At 35.5% G+C, this 19270-nt stretch carries 13 protein-coding genes; 1 reads left to right on the top strand and 12 read right to left on the bottom strand.

The window, feature by feature from the left end; translation table 11 throughout:
* Positions 1–142: 142 nt before the first annotated feature.
* The 7 genes from A3Q34_RS12870 to A3Q34_RS12840 all read right to left on the bottom strand — a co-directional run bounded on the left by A3Q34_RS12870 (position 143) and on the right by A3Q34_RS12840 (position 9782).
* On the bottom strand, positions 143–2710 hold the full coding sequence (locus tag A3Q34_RS12870; protein ID WP_083278007.1) for a sensor domain-containing phosphodiesterase: 2568 nt from the start codon (positions 2708–2710) through the stop codon (positions 143–145).
* A gap of 159 nt (positions 2711–2869) precedes the next feature.
* Positions 2870–3937, bottom strand: a complete 1068-nt coding sequence (gene hemE / locus A3Q34_RS12865; protein WP_070375721.1) for a uroporphyrinogen decarboxylase — start codon at positions 3935–3937, stop codon at positions 2870–2872.
* 350 nt (positions 3938–4287) lie between these two features.
* Positions 4288–6030, bottom strand: coding sequence for a TniQ family protein (locus tag A3Q34_RS12860; protein WP_070375720.1), 1743 nt, complete (start codon positions 6028–6030; stop codon positions 4288–4290).
* A complete protein-coding gene (locus A3Q34_RS12855; protein WP_070375719.1) occupies positions 6023–7009 on the bottom strand; it encodes a TniB family NTP-binding protein in 987 nt (328 codons plus the stop codon). Before A3Q34_RS12855 ends, A3Q34_RS12860 begins: the two co-directional genes overlap by 8 nt.
* An 85-nt stretch (positions 7010–7094) precedes the next feature.
* Positions 7095–8918, bottom strand: a complete 1824-nt coding sequence (locus A3Q34_RS12850) for a DDE-type integrase/transposase/recombinase (RefSeq protein ID WP_070375718.1) — start codon at positions 8916–8918, stop codon at positions 7095–7097.
* Positions 8906–9085, bottom strand: coding sequence for a hypothetical protein (locus tag A3Q34_RS12845; RefSeq protein ID WP_070375717.1), 180 nt, complete (start codon positions 9083–9085; stop codon positions 8906–8908). The genes A3Q34_RS12850 and A3Q34_RS12845 overlap by 13 nt, the downstream gene beginning before the upstream one ends.
* A gap of 22 nt (positions 9086–9107) precedes the next feature.
* The gene (locus tag A3Q34_RS12840; RefSeq protein WP_070375716.1) at positions 9108–9782 is read right to left on the bottom strand and encodes a TnsA endonuclease N-terminal domain-containing protein; all 675 of its coding nucleotides are present in this window, start codon (positions 9780–9782) and stop codon (positions 9108–9110) included.
* A 500-nt stretch (positions 9783–10282) separates the two neighbouring features.
* Here A3Q34_RS12840 and A3Q34_RS12835 point away from each other — a divergent pair, with 500 nt between their 5' ends.
* Positions 10283–11077: a hypothetical protein gene (locus tag A3Q34_RS12835; RefSeq protein ID WP_070375715.1), complete on the top strand. Its 795-nt coding sequence runs from the start codon at positions 10283–10285 to the stop codon at positions 11075–11077.
* Positions 11078–11178: 101 nt separating this feature from the next.
* Here the strand turns inward: A3Q34_RS12835 and A3Q34_RS12830 are convergent, their stop codons facing one another.
* From A3Q34_RS12830 to A3Q34_RS12810, 5 genes are all read right to left on the bottom strand, one after another.
* The gene (locus tag A3Q34_RS12830) at positions 11179–12141 is read right to left on the bottom strand and encodes a hypothetical protein (protein WP_070375714.1); all 963 of its coding nucleotides are present in this window, start codon (positions 12139–12141) and stop codon (positions 11179–11181) included.
* Positions 12142–12562: 421 nt separating this feature from the next.
* Positions 12563–14071, bottom strand: a complete 1509-nt coding sequence (locus A3Q34_RS12825) for an LA2681 family HEPN domain-containing protein (protein ID WP_070375713.1) — start codon at positions 14069–14071, stop codon at positions 12563–12565.
* Between the two features lie 599 nt (positions 14072–14670).
* Entirely contained in the window at positions 14671–15282 is a 612-nt protein-coding gene (locus A3Q34_RS20935; RefSeq protein WP_070375712.1) for a PEP-CTERM sorting domain-containing protein, read from the bottom strand.
* A 799-nt stretch (positions 15283–16081) separates the two neighbouring features.
* Entirely contained in the window at positions 16082–17776 is a 1695-nt protein-coding gene (locus A3Q34_RS12815) for a tetratricopeptide repeat-containing diguanylate cyclase (RefSeq protein WP_070375711.1), read from the bottom strand.
* A 683-nt stretch (positions 17777–18459) separates the two neighbouring features.
* Positions 18460–18999: an outer membrane beta-barrel protein gene (locus A3Q34_RS12810; protein WP_070375710.1), complete on the bottom strand. Its 540-nt coding sequence runs from the start codon at positions 18997–18999 to the stop codon at positions 18460–18462.
* Positions 19000–19270 lie beyond the last annotated feature (271 nt).

The raw sequence follows: 19270 nt of genomic DNA, 5'->3' as shown, positions 1-19270 counted from the left end.
ACCGTCACTATAATGATTGTAAAAATAAAACGCTAGTATAGTGACAAAGTTCTTGGTTAACGCTAATGGCAATTAAACCTGACAGGTCAAAGGGAAAATTACGGTGACTGCCGATAAGGTGTGGTGGTATTATTTATATAAACTACTTGAGTAAATATTTTTCAGAATCAGCCGCAGCCATAGGTTTAGCATAATAATAGCCTTGGCCATACCGACACGCCATAGCAGTTAGTAGTTCGGCATCGGCTAAATTTTCAATACCTTCACCGACCGTGCCCATATTCAAATTAGTAGCTAAATCTATAATTGTTTTTATGATTGCTTGATGATTATCATGTTCATGAGCGTTGTTAATAAATGAGCGATCAATTTTCAGCACATCAATAGGAAAACGATGTAAGTAGCTAAGACTTGAATAACCGGTACCAAAATCGTCAAGCAGAATTTTAACGCCTAGCACTTTTAAAGTATTCATATTCTCTAGCACTAAATCACTATTTTCTAATAAAGCACGTTCAGTTAATTCCACTCTTAGTTGGCTAGGTTTAATGCCCACACGTTGAATTATTTCTTCAATATCTGCGGGTAGCGTTGCACTAAAAAAGTGATTACCATAGAGGTTACAGCTCACGTATAAATCGTTACGACCACAGATTGCTTCCCACTGTTTTAACTGTAGACAAGACTTTTCCAAAATAAGAAAATCAATCGCCATGACTAAATTAGTTTCTTCAGCTAACGGGATAAAATCATCGGGATAAACAAAACCACGCTTATTGCTCTGCCAACGTGCCAGTGCTTCAAAACCAACAACGGTTTCAGTTTTTAAATCAACGATAGGTTGAAAGTAAGGTGAAAATTCACTATTGGCGATGCCGTCACGAATATCAGCTTCTAATTCCAGGGCATGTTGCACTTTTTTCTGCATGCTAGAATCAAACACTTCATAACGTCCCTTACCTTTATCTTTTGCATGATACATGGCGGTATCAGCATCTCTGAGCATAATATCAGCACTGTCATAACGTTCATCATTGAACAAGACTCCAATACTTGTGCCGATAAAAATACTTTGATTTTCAATAGTAAAGGGCGTCGCTAAAAACTCAGTGATACGTTGCGCAATATCATAAGCTTCATGATTAGATTCGAGGTCTTCAATCAAGATAACAAATTCATCACCACCTAATCGAGCAACAGTGTCTTTGTCTCTGACCAGCACTTTTAACTCTTTGGCTATTTCTTGTAAAAGTAAGTCACCGGCATGGTGGCCCAAGCTATCATTAACGACTTTGAAACGGTCAAGATCTAAAAACAACACAGCAAATTTAAGATCGGCTTTTCGTTTATGACAGGCGATAGCGTGGTTTAATAAATTAATAAATAAAGTACGGTTAGGTAAACCGGTTAGAATATCGTGCGATGCCGTATGTTGTAACTTCTCTTCAGCTTTTTTTCTTTGCTTGATTTCGTCTTCTAATGCCACGGTTCGCAGCTTAACTTGCTGCTCAAGAAGGATATGAGACTGTCGTTCAACTTCTAATATGTCACGCCTTTGGATAGCTGATGCAACATGCTGAGAAACAAATTTCAATAGCTCGGCATCTTGTTCGGTAAAGGTTGTTGCTAAATTATAACTTTGTAAGACCATTGCTCCCAACACAACACCTGAATGTATTAATGGCACGCCCAGCCAAGACTTAGTTTCTTTTTGTGGCTCTTTTGTCTCACCTTGTTGATACAAGGCATACATTTTCGGGTAATTAAGTAATTGAGTTTCACCGGTACGAATAATATATTCGGTAAAGCCATTCCCTAATATCCTAGCCTGTGAGTCGACGGCTGCGTTCGTAGAGTTTTGATCTAAATAATAAACAAAAGTTAGTGTTTTTGAATGTTGATCATATTTAGTAATATAAAAGTTTTGTGCGTTAATTAACTGACCAACAATATTATGAACCATCGAATAGAAATCATCAATATGGAGCGTAGCATCATTGGTTAACTCTGATATTTTGAAAAGTGACTCTTGCAATAATTCTGATTTTTCTCGTTCTCTAATTTGCTTCATCAATTCGCGAGTGCGAGAATTTACCGCATTTTGTAAACGCTCATGGTCGTGCAAACGGGTCATAGCGGTAACAATATGCTGAGCGGTAAATTCCATTAGCTCAAGGTCATCTACTTGGTAACGGAGTTCTTCGGAATAACTTTGTACGGCCATAACGCCAATAACAACACCATCATTAAGTAATGGTACACCAAGCCAGTCAGTGCTGTCGGAGCCAAGACGTTTAATTGAATTATTAGCTTCTAATTCAGTCACAATTTCAGGGGTCGCCAAGAGTGATTTAGCCGTTTCAATAACATAGCAAGTCATAGAACCTGCAAATGCTTCAAGGGGTGACTTACCTAGTGGATAATCATCTTTTTCATCGACATCATAAACGAACTCTAACGTTGAAAGGGTTTGGTCATAAAGGGCAATATAAAAATTTTCAGCTCTCATCACTGATGCAATGGATTGGTGAACTTGACCATAAAACATACTTAAATCTGCACAGTCATGAGATAACTGGTTTAACTTAAAAAGTGCAGTATAACGAGCTTCGAGCTTACGGTACTTGCCTAGTAAAGAAATGGTTTCCTTTGCTAGCAAGCTATCGCTCTCGTTCAGCTTATCAAGTTCGTTATTTAAAGGGTCTGTCATACATTACAACTTGAGGTGAGAGTAATAGATTTACTCTGTATAATGACGATATTTAAGCAAAATATCCACTAGATGAAATAAAACATTAGCAATGATTTAGTTCATTAGTATAAAGGAGCACAAGGCTCCTTTATACTTTATTGCTTAACTATGGCTATATTACTTATGGTAAGGCTTACTTAAACGGTGTACTGATTCTATAAAGTGGCCCGCATGTTCTGGGTTCACATCAGGATGTATACCATGACCTAAATTAAAGACATGCCCGGTACCACCTTCACCAAAGCCGGCAAGAATTTTGTCAACTTCTTGTTCAATACGAGGTAATGGCGCGTAAAGCATTGAAGGATCCATATTACCTTGTAAAGCAACTTTGTCGCCAATACGAGCTTTAGCATTTTCAATATCTATGGTCCAATCAAGCGCTACTGCATCACAACCCGTTGCCGCAATAGACTCTAACCACATACCGCCATTTTTAGTAAATAAGGTTACCGGTACTTTACGACCGTCATTGTGACGAGTTAACCCATCAACAATTTTTGCCATATACTGTAATGAAAATTCGTTATAATCACGTGGTGATAACACACCACCCCAGGTATCAAAGACCATAACAGATTGCGCACCGGCAGCAATTTGTGCATTCAAGTAAGAAATCACTGAATCCGCTAACTTATCTAATAGCATGTGTAATGTTTTTGGCTCAGCAAACATCATTTTTTTGATTTTGGTAAAGGCTTTTGAACTACCACCTTCAATCATATAAGTCGCTAATGTCCATGGACTGCCTGAAAAACCAATCAAAGGTACTTCGCCCTTCAATTCTTTACGGATAGTACGTACCGCATTCATTACATATTGTAATTCTACTTCTGGGTCGGGTATGCCTATTTTTTCTACATCAGCTTTACAGGTAATAGGACGCTCAAATTTCGGCCCTTCCCCTGTTTCGAAATACAAGCCTAAGCCCATAGCGTCAGGAATAGTTAAAATATCGCTAAATAAAATGGCGGCATCAAGCGGAAAACGACGTAACGGTTGAATGGTAACCTCACATGCAAGATCAGCATCGCGGCATACCGACATAAAATCGCCAGCGTTTTTGCGAACTTCACGGTATTCAGGTAAGTAACGCCCTGCTTGTCTCATCATCCATACTGGTGTGTAATCTACAGGCTGACGCAAAAGCGCGCGTAAGTAAGTATCGTTTTTTAATTCAGTCATGAAGTATCTTCCCATTTTTATATGCGCGCATTCTACCATTAGCAATTTTTTTGGTCTATGTTCTAAATCAATTCGTTGCTGTAATAATTAGACCTACTTAGGATATAAAAACAATAAGCGATTAGTAATCAGTCACTTATGTAGAGTTCAGTTTAAATTGAAATTGGGATAACCGTAATACGGGGGCTGTAGAGGTGCATTCCGGTTTAAGCTATATTGAAATTCCGCTATAAAATAGAATTATCTGATATTTTCCACTCTATTGTGAAAGTTTCACGCAAAGAAAAAACACTTAAGCACATGTAATAAATAGATTATAACATGGGTGATTAAAAAAAGGGGGGAGTTATTTAGTAGAAGATGATGAAGTCAGTTGGTAATATTGTTCGTTTATATTTCAAACACAAAAAAAGGGCTGAAGCCCCTTTGTAATATCCGCACTCATATAAAAATTGCCGTAGCATTTTTTCAAGCTTTTCCGTTTTATCATAAAGATAAATATCTTCTCTCCAGAGAAGATCATCACTTGGGTTAATTCCATAATTTTTCAAATAACAGTGAACATCCTTTATTTTGACCTGATTTAACTTTGCCCATCGATTTAATAAAATATTATTTTCAAATAGCCCTATTAAAGATTTGCTTTCAAACACCTGTTTTCTGCTACCAAGTGATAAGCCCGATAACGATAAATGCTTAATAAATACGGCTAACTCTGCATCGGATAAATAGCAGAGCTTTTTTAAGTCATTTTTTGTCAGCAAATCATTAAGTGATTGTGAAAAATTACTTTCAAAATACTCAATAACATCAGCACGATTAACACTAAAGTCACTTAACTGTATACGTTTGCTCTCGACGCTACGACTGATCTCAATATTCCCTTCTAAGATAAAGGTTAGCGTTTCACCAAAACCACAACTATTTAAATCACATAAATGACTCACACTGATTAAGTCGATTTTGTTTATATCTTCAAAATAAGGCTCTGTAGCTACAGAGTTTATAATGACCAAGAAGGTATCCACATCAGCTAAATCAAAATACCACTGATGTGCACCCGTATCTAATGGATGGAGTAAATTATGTTCAACTAAATTCATAACATCATCATCCTTAAGACTTAGAAGCTTGGCAGTTTGATCCTTGGTAATTAATGTTGGCGCTACTTTTTCACTTATTCCAACCAATTTACTGGGGAGTGCTTGTGAATATTGCTTAACCGCCGGTAAATCAGCATACGAGACATTACTTTTAAAGCTGACTAACTCGTCAAATCTCATTAATGTCTCATCAAAATCTAACGAAACTTCAGTTATGTGAGGTGCAGCCTTTAACCAAACCGTCTTTCTTATAGATCTAAACGCCTGCTGAAATGCATCACAAAATATGAGTGCAAAAGCCAACCTAAACACTTCCTCATAATTCACACCTTCAGGAAGCCGCTTAAGCGGTTCAACATTAATATCAAAGGGTCTCATGATCATTAATGCGGCCTGATATAGCTGAGCTAAGTAAACATTTAACGATTGACCGGTAAGTGTCATCGCCATTTTTTGGTACTCTGGTATTGATGATACGTTTACTTTAATGTCTTCCCAGCGATAACCACAACTTGAGCAACCTTCAAAGACATCACTCACCCACTGAGATGAAAAATCAACGTTACAATTAGGGCAGCAATTTAATAAAGCCACATCATGTTTTTGGCAATGCGTATAGTGGGCATGGAGCCAATCATGATGAATGTAATTTTCAGCTTCATCTTTCACACAGCAAGGGCAAACTCTAGGGTGGTTAATGCGTATATCTCTAATACTACGATGACTATCAACGGCGATAAAATCAGGCAAGCTAAAGCATGTAAATAGTTCATACGCAGATACCTTCATTAATGCCGATAATTTTGCTATCAATGTTTCAAAAGCCTTACTGTCGGTATCATATGACAGTCGATTATATGGAACGCCTATCATTTGGTGTAAATCTCTAATGGTTGGATTACCGTGAAAATAGGCTATACGGCTCACAAACCCTTTAGGTGATTCACCAAACTGTGCTGTTGGTACTGTTTGAAAAAATAAATTAGACATATAATTCCTCCTTTACCATTGCTTTAAATAAACTTTTAATATGTTGCTCAAATGGATTTTTTACAGTCTTCTCACCTAATTCAAACTCCCATGCTTCCGCTAGTTGTTCTTTGTTGATACCTTTTGTTGAAGGTACTTCCATTGCTGCAACTAATAACCGGCGAATAAGCTTAGGGTTTCCTTTTGTTGCCATGCAGAATCTGAATAAATTGTCATAGTCTTGTTTATGAGTATCATAATTAACATACCCCCCACCTTCTTCCTCAAACGAGTCAAATACACACGCTAGATAAGGAATAGGCACGGGTAGTTCTTCAAGGATATCAAGTAAATATTCAATGAACTCAATCGTATTATCTTCACCACAGCAATCATAATTATTCAGGTAAACATTAGCCTTACACCGGCTGTTAAGTTCATCATCAGTCAAACGAAGATTTTCTGCATCACTGACCCCCAACAGCACAAAAGCTGTATTTGCTTGGTTTAAGAAGGTCTTCAGAAAAGAGAGCGCCCCCTCAGAATTTTTCTTTGTTTGGCGTTTATCAATGTTGTGAATTTCATCCATAAAAATCACTTCAACTTCTCGATATTTTAGCAATTTGATGGCTCGATCTTTTTTCTCACCAAGAGTCGAGCGGCGGTAAGGATTAATGTCACCCAGCTTTTCTAGAATTGCCGATAACAAACTGTCTAACCCTCGCTCAAATCCAACTTCAACACAGATAGCTCGAAGTATATTTCTTGTGATACCATTTTTAGTCTCACATCTTTCAAGTTCCCCCATTCGTTGAAGGTAATGCTCAACTAAACGACTTTTTCCTACACCTGTGTCGCCAATGATAAATAGTGCACAATCATTGTTATGGCGATGTGTGATGACACGGTCAATTGCTTTGATAGCTTTCTCATGTTGGTCTAACTCGGTATAAACCGAAGTAAATTCATTGATTTTTGTTGTTAACGTAGCAGCATTCATAATAAACCCTTTTAATATTGTAAAATTAGTGAGAGAACAACCTCTCCTGTAAATAGCCCCGAAGAAGCTTCCTGAAACGGACAGATTATTTCTTCCCTGACTTTCTTTGACGTTTTGTTTGTCCTGAATTTTTAGTCGGGTCAACTGGTTTAGCTTGTTGACTAGGCTCAACATAGGCACCGGTTGTAGCACCACCTTGGACCAAAACATTATCTAAATCATCAGCCGTTAAGGGTTCTGCATTTGGCGCTACTGGGGCGCTACTTCGCTTTTCGGCACGTTTGATTGAACGCTTCTTATTGTCAGAGCGTTTTTTCTGTTTTTTAGCGTTTTCAATGACTGCACGTTGCGCATCATTATTTACAAGAGACTTGCGTATTTTAACTTTCGGTTTATCACCTTGAAGTGCTTTATATTCAGCCAATGAGATTTCTGTTTTAACCTTCCTGTTCCCAACAACAATAGCTTCAAGTGTATTAGGATCTATCAACGTAATAGTGGAAATATCTTGATTACGAAACAAAACTTTCACTTTGATGGATTTATCTTTTTCTTTGACTTTAGCTAAGCGGAAAAATAATGCTTTAGAAGCCCCATTTGCAAACTCAAATCCTTTCAGATTTATAATGCCATTTGCACTCATTTTACGTTCATATGGCTTACCATAATCATATTCAAGCGACCCAAACTTAGCAGGGAGGTCATACATACCGTTAGCATTATTACTTGAAGCAACCTCTAATGGCGAACGACCTTGTAGACCGCAATGTGGGTTGGTATGGTAGGTATCTAAGAAATGGCGTTCGAGTAATTCGGTCACATCACTTTTCGTTAATGTTGCTACTTCACCCACGATGTTTTTCCCGCTAGCCCTATCTGATGAATTCCCAAGGTAACCCGGTAAATGTTTTGCAAATTGTCCTCTCAATGTTCGAAAAAAACGCTCAATAAACGGTTTTTTCCAAGGAGAGGCACTTTGAGTCACAATCAAGGTACTCCCTAACGCAGAGACATATGAAGAAACAACTTCATTATTAAATGCGGTGCCCGCATCACAAACAAAATCAACAGCAGCGCCCGATAACGGCCAAGGATTGATAGCATATTTAGAGACTTTATCCTTGAGCACAACATGATTTAGCATCTTAATAACACCAGATGAATCTTCACCTTTTGAACAACACAGCTCATCATCGCCGACTACAGCCATGTAATAACCTGCAATTGCACGGCTATAAACATCTATAGCAACATAAAGAATAATTTTACCAATGTATCTAGTTCTGTCATCAGAAAGTAAAGGTACATTAAGATGAACTGCGTCTAGCTCATATCGTTGTTTTACATGATCTGCCATAAACATATCTTCATGGCTACGAGCAAGACGTCGGGCAGCATCCTCCCCCTCACGAGCACGTGTAGTTTCTACTACATCTAGATTATCGACTCTTGTATAAAACTGCGTTTTTTTAATCAGTTTTATTTCTTTTTGCTGTGCTTTGGATAAGTCATCGTATCGTTCATTGTAAGCAGATAATGTTTCACCTATCGATGGACCATTAAGCTGCATATATACATCCCAAATAACATCAAAGAAAAAGTTTTCTGACGCTTCATTTAGAGTGGATTTGCGTTGACGGGCTGGCTTAACGACCATGGACTGAATATGTCCTCCACAAACCTTATACTTTTGGTGCATACGATATAAACCAGAAATGCTAATGGCTTTATCTGATTTAAGTAACACTTGAGCTTTTAGAGCGACTCGCTCACGTGTACTCTCAGATGAAGGATCAGCTTCTAACTGCAACAACCCCATATGAGCCTTGATGTACTCATATTCAGCAAGTTGCTCTGGTGTATGGATCGCATCATAAACAATCGCTTTCTCTGGCTCTAATATCTGCAAGTTCCCCCCGATATTGCTTCAACCACTTGTCGAGTCTTAAAAAGCTCAGGCTCTCCATCAAGCATCAGAACCACATAATCAGCATGTACGGCTGAAATATGTCCCCCTTGACTTCCCCAAGTAATATTTGTATTTTCACGTAAAAACCCAGCTCTAAATGTATTCATAATAATTTCCTTTTTCAGCTAATTAAGCTGCAATTAATAAAGTGTTAGGGGTAACTATCTCAGTCATATCAAACGTAAATTCTTGCTTAGCAAGTAACGTCATGACATAACTGACTGGTTGTTCATAGGCTTCGGCTATTGTAGTAAGCTCGGCAAAGCTACAACCGTCCTTGCCGACTTTGGATTTGATTAAGGCGGTAACCGTTTCATCTAGAAACAAGCGCTGAAAGCGATTGAGTAACTGTAAATTTGCAAAAGTTCGTTTTGGTTGGTGCTCAGCTCGGTTAAAAATCTCAATGGGATAACCAATAATGTCTTCAAAAATTGGCGTGACTTCCATATGCTTTTTTAAGGTCTTTGCACTGCTAGCACCTCGTTCATCTTTGAGTTCAATAAACTTATAAGTTCTGCCTACATACCTCACTAATAAGTCAGGTGTGTAGCGGACAATACGACCATTTGGGTTTTCGTAATTAAAACTAAATGGTTGGGATATATAACACTCGACATTGGGGTCAAACTCGAAGCTTTCCGCAGCCCATTTTTCATCAATACTTTCAAATACATTACTGGTTTTACTTATAAATGACTTTGCAATAACCATTGGCCGTCCATGGCTTGTGCTTTTAAGATTGCGAACTAATGTAGTTTTGAGCGCTTTCTCTAACGATGTTGATAATTCACTACGTTTGCTCATCTAATTTCTCCAATTAAATTTCTGTTAATATTTTATATCGTACTTAAAATCAACTTTGTCAAATATCTACAAAACCGAGTTAATATAATGTTTATAAAGGACTTTTAACCTTATTTTTGCCACAAGCCCTTTAGGTTCAAAAGGTTAAAGTCGCTATTTCAATCACTTCATTTATAAAAATTATATTAATGAGCAAAATAAGTACTTAAGTTATAGATAAATTATCTTTTGCTTTTAAAAAGCAACTGATAGTTCTTATTGTTATAAGGAGGTGTTTAAGGCTTATTCCCCCTCCTATACCAACTACCTCTAAAGTTTCATCAAGAGAGGACAAGTTTTTTAAAAATGTTTATTTATTAACAATAAATGACTGAATACCTCTCTCTATACCAACTACCTCTAAAGTTATTTATTAAAAGGACAAAATAATTGTTTATTTTTATCTTTAAACAGGTAAGGTGTATTTAATCAATGAGTTATATAAAATGGAGATATAATTGATGTCAAAATCATTAGCGTTAATTAACTTTGAAAAAGTTGTAACAAAAGAAAGCCAAGCACTTTTATCCTTATCACAGAGGATAGTCTTTAAATATTTAGCTGCCTTTCAAAAAGGCTCGAATGAAAACATTCAAATAGGTGAAGATTTTCTGTTCAATGCAGTCACTCAACTATTAACGTATGCCAATAACGACAACTCTGTTGAAAAACAGAATAAAATTGAAGAAGCGACAAAAGCCTTTGCTGCACAAGAACAAAACGCTGAGTCAGACTCTTTAGAAAAAGTAATCAAAAAACTTAAATTACGTAAAACGCCTCAAGAACTTTTTGATGCCCTCAATAGAGACCCTAAATTTGTCGCTAAATCATTAACAATTAGCGTTAAAAACCAATGCATCGATAGAATAATCAGATGGTCCAGTGATAAGGATGCCAGTAAAAAGGCTTTTGATGAGTCTCGTGAATATGAACGTAATTTGAAACCAGCAGTAAGAGCAAGAACATATGAACCTCAGCCTAATGGTGACTCAGATAAAAATGAAGGAAGCTGGTTAGAGCAAATACTTACCCATGATGATGATGTAGAAACTATTTTTGCTGACAGACTTGAAGGTCATATGCTAGAAAAAGGCATTACTCTTGAAGAAATTGAACTCATAAAGTTAAAGTTATCAGGTTATAGTTACAGTGAAATAGCTGAGAAAGTAGGGAATGAAGAAACAGGCGATAAATATAGAAAAATCATAACTCGTGCTCTCGCTAAGATAGATTTAAAATTAAAAGATATTCCTTAGTGATACAAAACTACAACTTGGTGAGTTTGTAGTAAATAATTATGCAGTGGCCTAATTAACTTGGCCACTGCACTTTAACGTAATAAATTACCTGCATTTTCCTACTTAGGAAAATGAACGATTAAAACAAGAAGAGTCAGCGAAGATGAAGCTACTGTAATTAAAGCGTATGACTTCACAAAACTTTTATTTTCAGTAAACAATCCAATATTCAATTCCGTGTTTTTAATATCTTGCATCATATAATTTAGCAGTAATGAAAAAGGTAAAACAATAATTACCGCTAGAAGAACAGTCAGTGAAGCGACAGAGAACGCAGTGAGTAGTGTATTAAAACTATCTACATCGTACGATAATATCGCAACTACTCCCACTAAATATAACAATATCCCTGCTGTCATCAAAAATGAAAACAAATAGTGTGACAACACTTTAGTTTTAATGTTTTTAACAAAAATTAAGCCGCCTAGCAGAATGAGTGCAATCATCAGTAGACTTGGTAAATCGATTAAGAAGGCCAAAGAACCGCCTAATGCCCAAGGTGTAATTAAAACAATATTGATGAGTAGCGTCCCTACTGTCGCTTTTAAAAAAACACTGGATGTAGGAGTGTCTTTAAGGTTATTTTCAGAAAGAGAAGATAGGAGTTTAAATTTTGCAGGAATAATAAAGCACGTTGAAACTATGCCTGTATATAATGTAACGAGTAAGGTAATGGCAATAATTGGTCCGAGTATTTTCGGCTGGTCGAACTGTTGTAGGGTAGACAGAGCGGCAATAATCAATGTAACAACGGATGCAGCAATCGTAAATTTATTCAAGTTTGAATAGAAACTTGCTGAACTTTCAGCTTCGGCAGTCGTTAATATATCATTCGAAAAGACTCGTCGTAAATGTGTTCTAAAATTAGTTTCCTTTGTGGTATTTAACTTAATACCCGCTAAAAATATCCCCAGAGAAATCACAAATGCTTGTGTATCAATAAACATTAATATGCTGCCAGACAAAACCATACTGTAGATGATGGTGCTAAACACAATCACAATTCCTAAAACTTGTTGCATATAATTCCCTTTTTTATAAATAGAATAAATTGTTAATCGAAAAAGTATAGTACAACGAAATATTTATACCATACCATTAATTATTAATGACTTATAAGTAAACAAGCCTCCTGCATTTATTAGGGTCAAATCAACTTTAAGACATAAAAACATTGTCGAGACTATGCGAATTGACCAATATCATCACTATGATATTGGTCAATATTAACGATCACTTTGAGCCTTGAAGAAGACGTTAGGATTAGCGAGCGGCTAACTTTCGCATGCGCACAAAGTGATTATGGCTGTATTTCAGTCTCGATACTTATGAATGAGTGCCAACTCCATGTCTAAACATCGATTTAGCTCGAAAATGTTATCTCTTGAAACTGTTAATTCCGCTGATCCTTCTTGTTGAGGTAATCTTATTCGTAATGTCTATTCACTCATCGAAACCTCGAATATCTTCATGAGATGGAACGATTAATGGCATTATAATTCCATCTTTTTTTTGAGATGATTTTTCTTCCCTAATCAACACCATTTGAACAAAATATATCACTGAGCTTCTAGCTAACTTTAACGTATGAAGGGATTCTCTCAAGAAAATTTCATAATCAAAATATTCCAAACAGCCAGAATGACTTACAGGAGTTACGCCTAAGTCATGAAGTACAGTGAACCGATGGGTGGATGAGTTTCTAGATGCCTGCTTTTCGGATAAAAAGCCTATTTTATTTGATAGATCTCTAGAAACCTCGGTCAATGCTAATAGTGCTGTATTACCATTTTCTATTTCATTTAAAATTGCTGGCTTAAGTTTTTCTTTTTCTTCTTTACCTTTTTTAAACCAAGCTTCTTTGAATGAAGTTCTCTTTGCTCCACCAATCCCCAAATAAGATAAAGTAGCTACTGCTACTTTATCTAAAATATCCAATGCACTTCGCTGTGCCAAAGCTAAAGCAGACTCATTCACTCCATAACAGGCATAATTAAGAGTGTCATTGTAGTTGCCAGTTTCTTTGAATAACTTGTTTGAAGCATTAAAAAATAACTGTCTTGCAAGGATGTAGTCAGATTTTAATATATTTATCATAGCGAAAATTTCTGGTACTGTGCTATCACAGCCTAATCCAACGGCTACAGAAGATATATTAATATTATCCCAGTATTTTGATTCATGCGAATGAGAGTGAATGGTCGGAGATAATGTTAAATTATTTAAAACAACGAACCTTTCATATTCGTCTCCATCAACCTCGAATCTGTTTTTTTCTACACCACTAATATCTTTAACTTCATCTACTATTCCCTTTACTCCGTAGCCTCCCGAATAAGAATAAATAGATTCAAGGTTTTGCCTTACATGAAAAGCCAAATACTCAATCTCTTCAACTAATAACTCATAGTCTCCCAGTTCTTGCTGTAGAGCATATCTGAGCATTTTCAAAGCACCTGAACTAGCAACACCATTTTTAGGATTTTCAATTAGAGCTAATGTATAGAAATCATATGCTTCCACCCAACGATAAGATGACCACAATAGGTTGCCCAAATTTGTATAAGATTGAGACCTTATATCAATAGTTGTGTCATTATCATTTGCAGCCACATAGAAGTATTGCCTAGCTTCTAATCGAAAAGCTTCTGTATCTTTATACCAGCTAAAGTCTTTATCCGTGGTAGATAAAGCAAGAGCATGTAATCCATTAGCTAAATTATATTTTAATTCGGAGTTGTCTTGATATCTGCTGACAGCATTACGATAGATTTCAACACCCTCAACAACCGCATCATAGTTTTTAAGCAATGCCCCCGCATCGATAAGAATTGCGGCTTTCAATAACTCAAGATTTATGTTTCCCATAAGCTGTAAAGCTTCACTAATGGCTCTAGCTGGGTCATCATCGATCAAGTGTCGAAGTCTTTTTGAAATATCAGCCAGTTCCACTTTACCTCCTTGAAAATCTAATGGTTTTTATTTAATTCGTATTAATATCACATAATTTCAATGTTTTAGAAACTACAAATATTTAATTTTTAGCATAATTCGGATATTACTGAGACTTATCACTAAGATGACAAAAATAATTCATTAGAAAATATAAGGCAAAAAATTTAAGCTTAATGTCAGCTAATTTGCGCACCAAGAAGTATTAAGCATTTGATAATTTACAAGCAAAAAATTGAACGACTTAGTGTTGAGTGATTAGGCTAACTAATGCCACAGAGCAGTCCTAATTTAGCCTTGGATTTATCACTATAAATAGTCCGCTTAGCCACACAGCAGACACTCGATGGGAATTATTTTGAGGTTAAAAAGAATAATATACTCAAGTAGTGCTTATTATTTAGTGGAAATCGTCAGAGGTATTTATTTACATGGCATAACAACGGATACTTAATCCTGTGGTAGTGATTCTGAATGAAAACCACGGTTAATAAATCAATAAGTGTCGAAATTTTTTACAGTAAAAATTTACCAACCAGTAAAAACAAAAAAACACCAATCATTACAATTGATGTTTTCTAGAATAAAAGATATAAATTTTATTGTTTCTTAAATCGACGTGATGCTAAACCAATCATTCCTAATGCAAAAATAGCCAGCGTAGATGGTTCTGGCACGTCCTGAGATGATAAAGAAAAGGCAAAATCATTTGCCACGGTTGAACCATTTATCTTCCCGCTATATCCTGAGATTGCTGAGGTAGTCACCCACCAAGGTGAGCTGCCTGACGCTCCTGTAAGCCCTAGCCAATAATGCCCTGCATTTAAAGAGATAGTAGATGCTAAATCGAAGTTCACTTCCCAAGCGTTACCACCACAACACCATGCTAAGCCTGAGTCGACAGCGGTAACATTTTGTCCATTACCTGTCGCTATTAAACTACCAATTGAACCAGAATTATCATTATAAAAACTATAAGTTATATCTTGACCCCATCCTGTAATTCCATTGAAATTTTGAAAATAAAACTCTACTGAATTTATGTCATATGCAGTTGCCAATATGAAATCATCTGCAGTTTCACTACTTCCAATGGAATATGCAGAATAAGTGGATGGCCCTCCGTTGTCATAAATTAACCCAGCATTTGCAATTCCACCAATTGTTAGAGTTAAACCGATAACAGCTAATTTAAGAAATTTAAATTTCATTTGATTTGATAATCCTTTTAATAAAACACATTAATCTCACATGGCAATTACAAAAATCACGCCAAAATGACAATACCCAACATTTTCAATAGCATAAAAATTCAATAAATTAAAACACAGTAAGTCTGTATAATAACCTGACACTACCAACTCATCAACCTACTGAATTTATGACAAAATATTATCAATCTGTAATTTAAATTAGTTTTAGTATAAAAATACTATTAGATGATTGAATTTAACAATCAACTAGATATAAATCTTTAAAATAAATATATTTAAACAATATAAAACAACCATTGAAGTAGTGTAATTGATTAAAACTCAGTGGTGCTAATTATTGTAATTAGTCGCTTCAACACCACTACAAACCAGTAAATACATCACCTTGTCACCACCTAGCAACTGACTTGTAATCAGTTGGTTTGACATGTCATTCATTGGTCTTACTATAAAATCAAGATATTGATTTTATAGTGATTTATCTATTTCTATATTCATGAGATTAGCATAAAAAAAGATGGTGAAATTCAATATATGCATACTAACAGAGTTTTATCCGTTGCTAGTGAATTAGAATGTTGATAACGCGAACTTTGATTTCTTATTCGATCAACAATTACTTTTGTATCATAGTTAACATCTAAAGGTTGAACTCCACAGTCGGCTTTGAGACTTGAAGCAGACCTAAGGCAGAGTAATGTGGTTACTTCCTCTTTGCGCACCTTTGTGACATTAGTGAGTGTTCTGAAAATCTTAACTTTCACCCGTTATGTTTTTCAAAATACCGTGCACTTCTTTAAGCTGCTACTTGATTTCTCCCAGCATTCTTTGCTATATATAATTTTTCATCAGCTTCAACTATCAATGCTTTAATATCGTGATTTAGATATTGGGCTAAACCTACGCTACATGTAACTTTTCCAACTTCTGAAAATGGCACATCAGCTAATTGAACAAGTAAACGTTCAATAATATTCTTTGCTTGTTCAACATTATTATCATTAAAAATAATTAAGAACTCCTCTCCGCCAAATCGACCGAAAATATCCGACTTTCTCAAAAAACCAGCAACGAAAGAAGAGAACTCGCATAAGACTTTGTCACCAATATCATGACCGTAAGTATCATTAACACGCTTAAAGTGGTCTATATCCAACATAGCAATACTTAGAAGTTCACCCTCTTTAATATTGCAAATTCTCCTTTCTAAGTGGGAAAGAAGGCTTCTTCGATTGTTTACTTTAGTTAATGTATCTGTGTGAGCAAATTCATTTAGCATCCTATTTTTACGATGCTGTTTATAAAACATAAAAGCGATCAATATTGCTAAACCTAGCGATAAAACGGTAATGAATGTTTCTAATGTCTTAATTCTTTGATGAGATGCTAATTTATCATTGGCAATTAATAGGTTTTTCTCGGCTATTTCTTTTTTATTAACTTCTAGTTCTAAGTTGAATTCAGCTAAAATTACACTTGTCGCCTGCATTGTACGTTTTTTATTAGCTTCATCACTATATAGTGCCCACTTTTCATAGCTACTAGCTGCTAATTTATAATTACCCAATTGAAAGTAACTTTTAGAGAGAAGAAGAAGTGCTTCATGTTTGTATTCTTTTTCCAAATACACATTGGAATTTAGCCCTTTCTCGAATAAGTCTGCTGCTTTCCCATATTCCTTTAATGAATAATAAAGTTCAGCTTCCGCTAATGTTGTATATGCTATATACACTGAAGACAAAGGTTGAAAGTCCCTCTTAATTTTTTCCAGTAGCGCTTTTGCTTTTTCGGTGTTTTTTTGTGCGACACTGACATCAAAAAGTAATAGTAAACCTGACTTGCCAAGCTCATCTTCGCTATTTAATATATGCTCTGCGGTGTCTAAGTTACCAAGCAATATGTTTATAGTAGCTAAGTTGTTAACAATAAGTGGGTAACTATCAATTTCTATAGCTTCTTGGAAATACTTTAACGCTTGGTCAAGCAAACCTAACGATTGATACCTATTGCCTAAGTTATTTAAGTTTCCTGAAAATACTTGTTTTAAGTTATGCTTTTTGGCATATTTCAAAGCGTTTTTATAAGCAGCTATCTCTTCAGGAATATTATCTTTTCTGGAATAAAAAGCACCTTTCAAGGTAAGAGCAAGCCCATAAGTCTCATGGTTTTTAATTTCTTTAGCTAGGTGAAGAACATCATTTAGTGCTTTATGAAAATCATCGACGGGTGCATCACTTGTAGTCAAAAAAACTAAATTAGCATAGTACACTTCTAAAGCTAGAGCTTTATCTGTAATACCTGACACTTTCACTAGTAAATCATTCATAAAAATCTGAGCATCATTTAAGCTAAGTAAAAGATCATGTGAAGTTGTTTTTTTGAGTGATTCTCTTATCTCATTTTCGGTTTGTAATTGAATATTATTAGTCGCAAAGACGGTAAAACTAACTAATGATAATAAGATAACAATATATTTGTAAATTAATGACATATTTAATGATTAGGAGGTAACTAAAACGATTCAATCCCCCACTTAATATTCCTTTATTATTACGTGTAACTTGATTTACCTTTATGACATAACCAAAAAAATAATCAACTTTTTTTCTCCACTCTTCTTTGATTTTCTCAAAATATGTGAGTAGACATTACAAATGAGATTATCTCGACAAGCTGGACCATTGAAAACAACAAATTCTGGGCATGATGTTTCGAACTAAATCGATTTTTAGTCATCGGGTTGAGACTAACTCAGAAGTTGTCGAGACTGAGGGACATAAAAGATCACTTTGTGACAGTAGTGAATATTGAACCGAGTACCTAATTTTCATGATCCTGTAATTTAATATTTTAAATCACACTGTTTAAAATTGACTGATAAAATGAAATGTCTCTATCTTTATTATGATTAAGCTGAAAAAATAGTTAGGTTGTAATAATACCTAAACCACTCACAATGTCTAAAACTATAATCTTAGGATTCATTTAGTTGAATCCTAACAATATAGTTTGAGACAATTACAGTCTTATTAAAGCTATAACATTAGGATAAATTGAACACTGCTAATGCTCACTGCTGCCACTTTGCTGACCAAATACTGAAACTAAAAAGCAGCCTTTTAAGGACTGCTTAGTGCCATATAGTGGAAGTTAGCACGAGAGAATTAGGACTTGTTAAAACGTATATCTAATGCCAAAACGCCAAAGTTCGCTATATTGATAGAGTCCATACGACACTTGAGCAGACCAATGTTGACCGAAGTTATATTCACCACCAAAATCAACACCAAAATCCGAATCATCTGATACCGTCCAACCACCTAGGTTAGAGCTAAAGTCTGTAAAAGAAAACGTGGGAGTAGTGAATAGTTTGAAATCGGAATTAAGTTCATAAGAGAACTTGGTTGAAATTCTGATAACGCTATCTAATTCGACATCAGTTCTAAAGATCATATCGTCAAAACTGACCCAATTATCTTCATCTCCGCTAATACCGACACCGTAACTAATTTCAGGAGTTATAGTTATATTGTCCGAGTAATGGAATGAATAACCAACAGTTGCTGCAACAGCGTTAACATTGGCATCAAAGAGAGTATGTATAATATTAACTTCTTGCTCAATATTTATGTAATCAACGCCAAAAGTAAATTGAGCAAGTGATTGGTTTGACAATATTAAGAGGGAAAGACCGAAGCCTAGAGATTTTATCATTTGAGAATATCCTTATCCATTTTTATTATTTTACAAACGACCGTAATTCGTTCTAAGAAGACATTAAGTTTTTCAACTCGTTATGTCAACTAAGCGCACAAAGTGATCATTAATATCTTTCTGTCTCGACAACTTATTAGCGTGTCTCAACTCGATGACTAAAAATCGATTTAATTCGAAAACATCATCTCCTTAATGTTTTGATTTCAATAGACCGGCTTGTTGAGATAATCTCATTTGTAATGTCTATTCAAAGAAGTACTTTTGTTCG

It is taken from the genome of Colwellia sp. PAMC 20917 (assembly GCF_001767295.1).
Classification (GTDB): Bacteria; Pseudomonadota; Gammaproteobacteria; order Enterobacterales; family Alteromonadaceae; genus Colwellia_A.
This window is presented reverse-complemented; position numbering and strand designations above follow the sequence as displayed.

What these genes read in the sequence shown, in the direction of transcription:
- A3Q34_RS20935 (WP_070375712.1), bottom strand. Translation starts at nt 15,282, where the DNA reads ATGAAATTTAAATTTCTTAAATTAGCTGTTATCGGTTTAACTCTAACA.
- A3Q34_RS12860 (WP_070375720.1), bottom strand. Translation starts at nt 6,030, where the DNA reads ATGTCTAATTTATTTTTTCAAACAGTACCAACAGCACAGTTTGGTGAA.
- A3Q34_RS12855 (WP_070375719.1), bottom strand. Translation starts at nt 7,009, where the DNA reads ATGAATGCTGCTACGTTAACAACAAAAATCAATGAATTTACTTCGGTT.
- A3Q34_RS12830 (WP_070375714.1), bottom strand. Translation starts at nt 12,141, where the DNA reads ATGCAACAAGTTTTAGGAATTGTGATTGTGTTTAGCACCATCATCTAC.
- A3Q34_RS12810 (WP_070375710.1), bottom strand. Translation starts at nt 18,999, where the DNA reads ATGATAAAATCTCTAGGCTTCGGTCTTTCCCTCTTAATATTGTCAAAC.
- A3Q34_RS12840 (WP_070375716.1), bottom strand. Translation starts at nt 9,782, where the DNA reads ATGAGCAAACGTAGTGAATTATCAACATCGTTAGAGAAAGCGCTCAAA.
- A3Q34_RS12815 (WP_070375711.1), bottom strand. Translation starts at nt 17,776, where the DNA reads ATGTCATTAATTTACAAATATATTGTTATCTTATTATCATTAGTTAGT.
- A3Q34_RS12845 (WP_070375717.1), bottom strand. Translation starts at nt 9,085, where the DNA reads ATGAATACATTTAGAGCTGGGTTTTTACGTGAAAATACAAATATTACT.
- hemE (WP_070375721.1), bottom strand. Translation starts at nt 3,937, where the DNA reads ATGACTGAATTAAAAAACGATACTTACTTACGCGCGCTTTTGCGTCAG.
- A3Q34_RS12870 (WP_083278007.1), bottom strand. Translation starts at nt 2,710, where the DNA reads ATGACAGACCCTTTAAATAACGAACTTGATAAGCTGAACGAGAGCGAT.
- A3Q34_RS12835 (WP_070375715.1), top strand. Translation starts at nt 10,283, where the DNA reads ATGTCAAAATCATTAGCGTTAATTAACTTTGAAAAAGTTGTAACAAAA.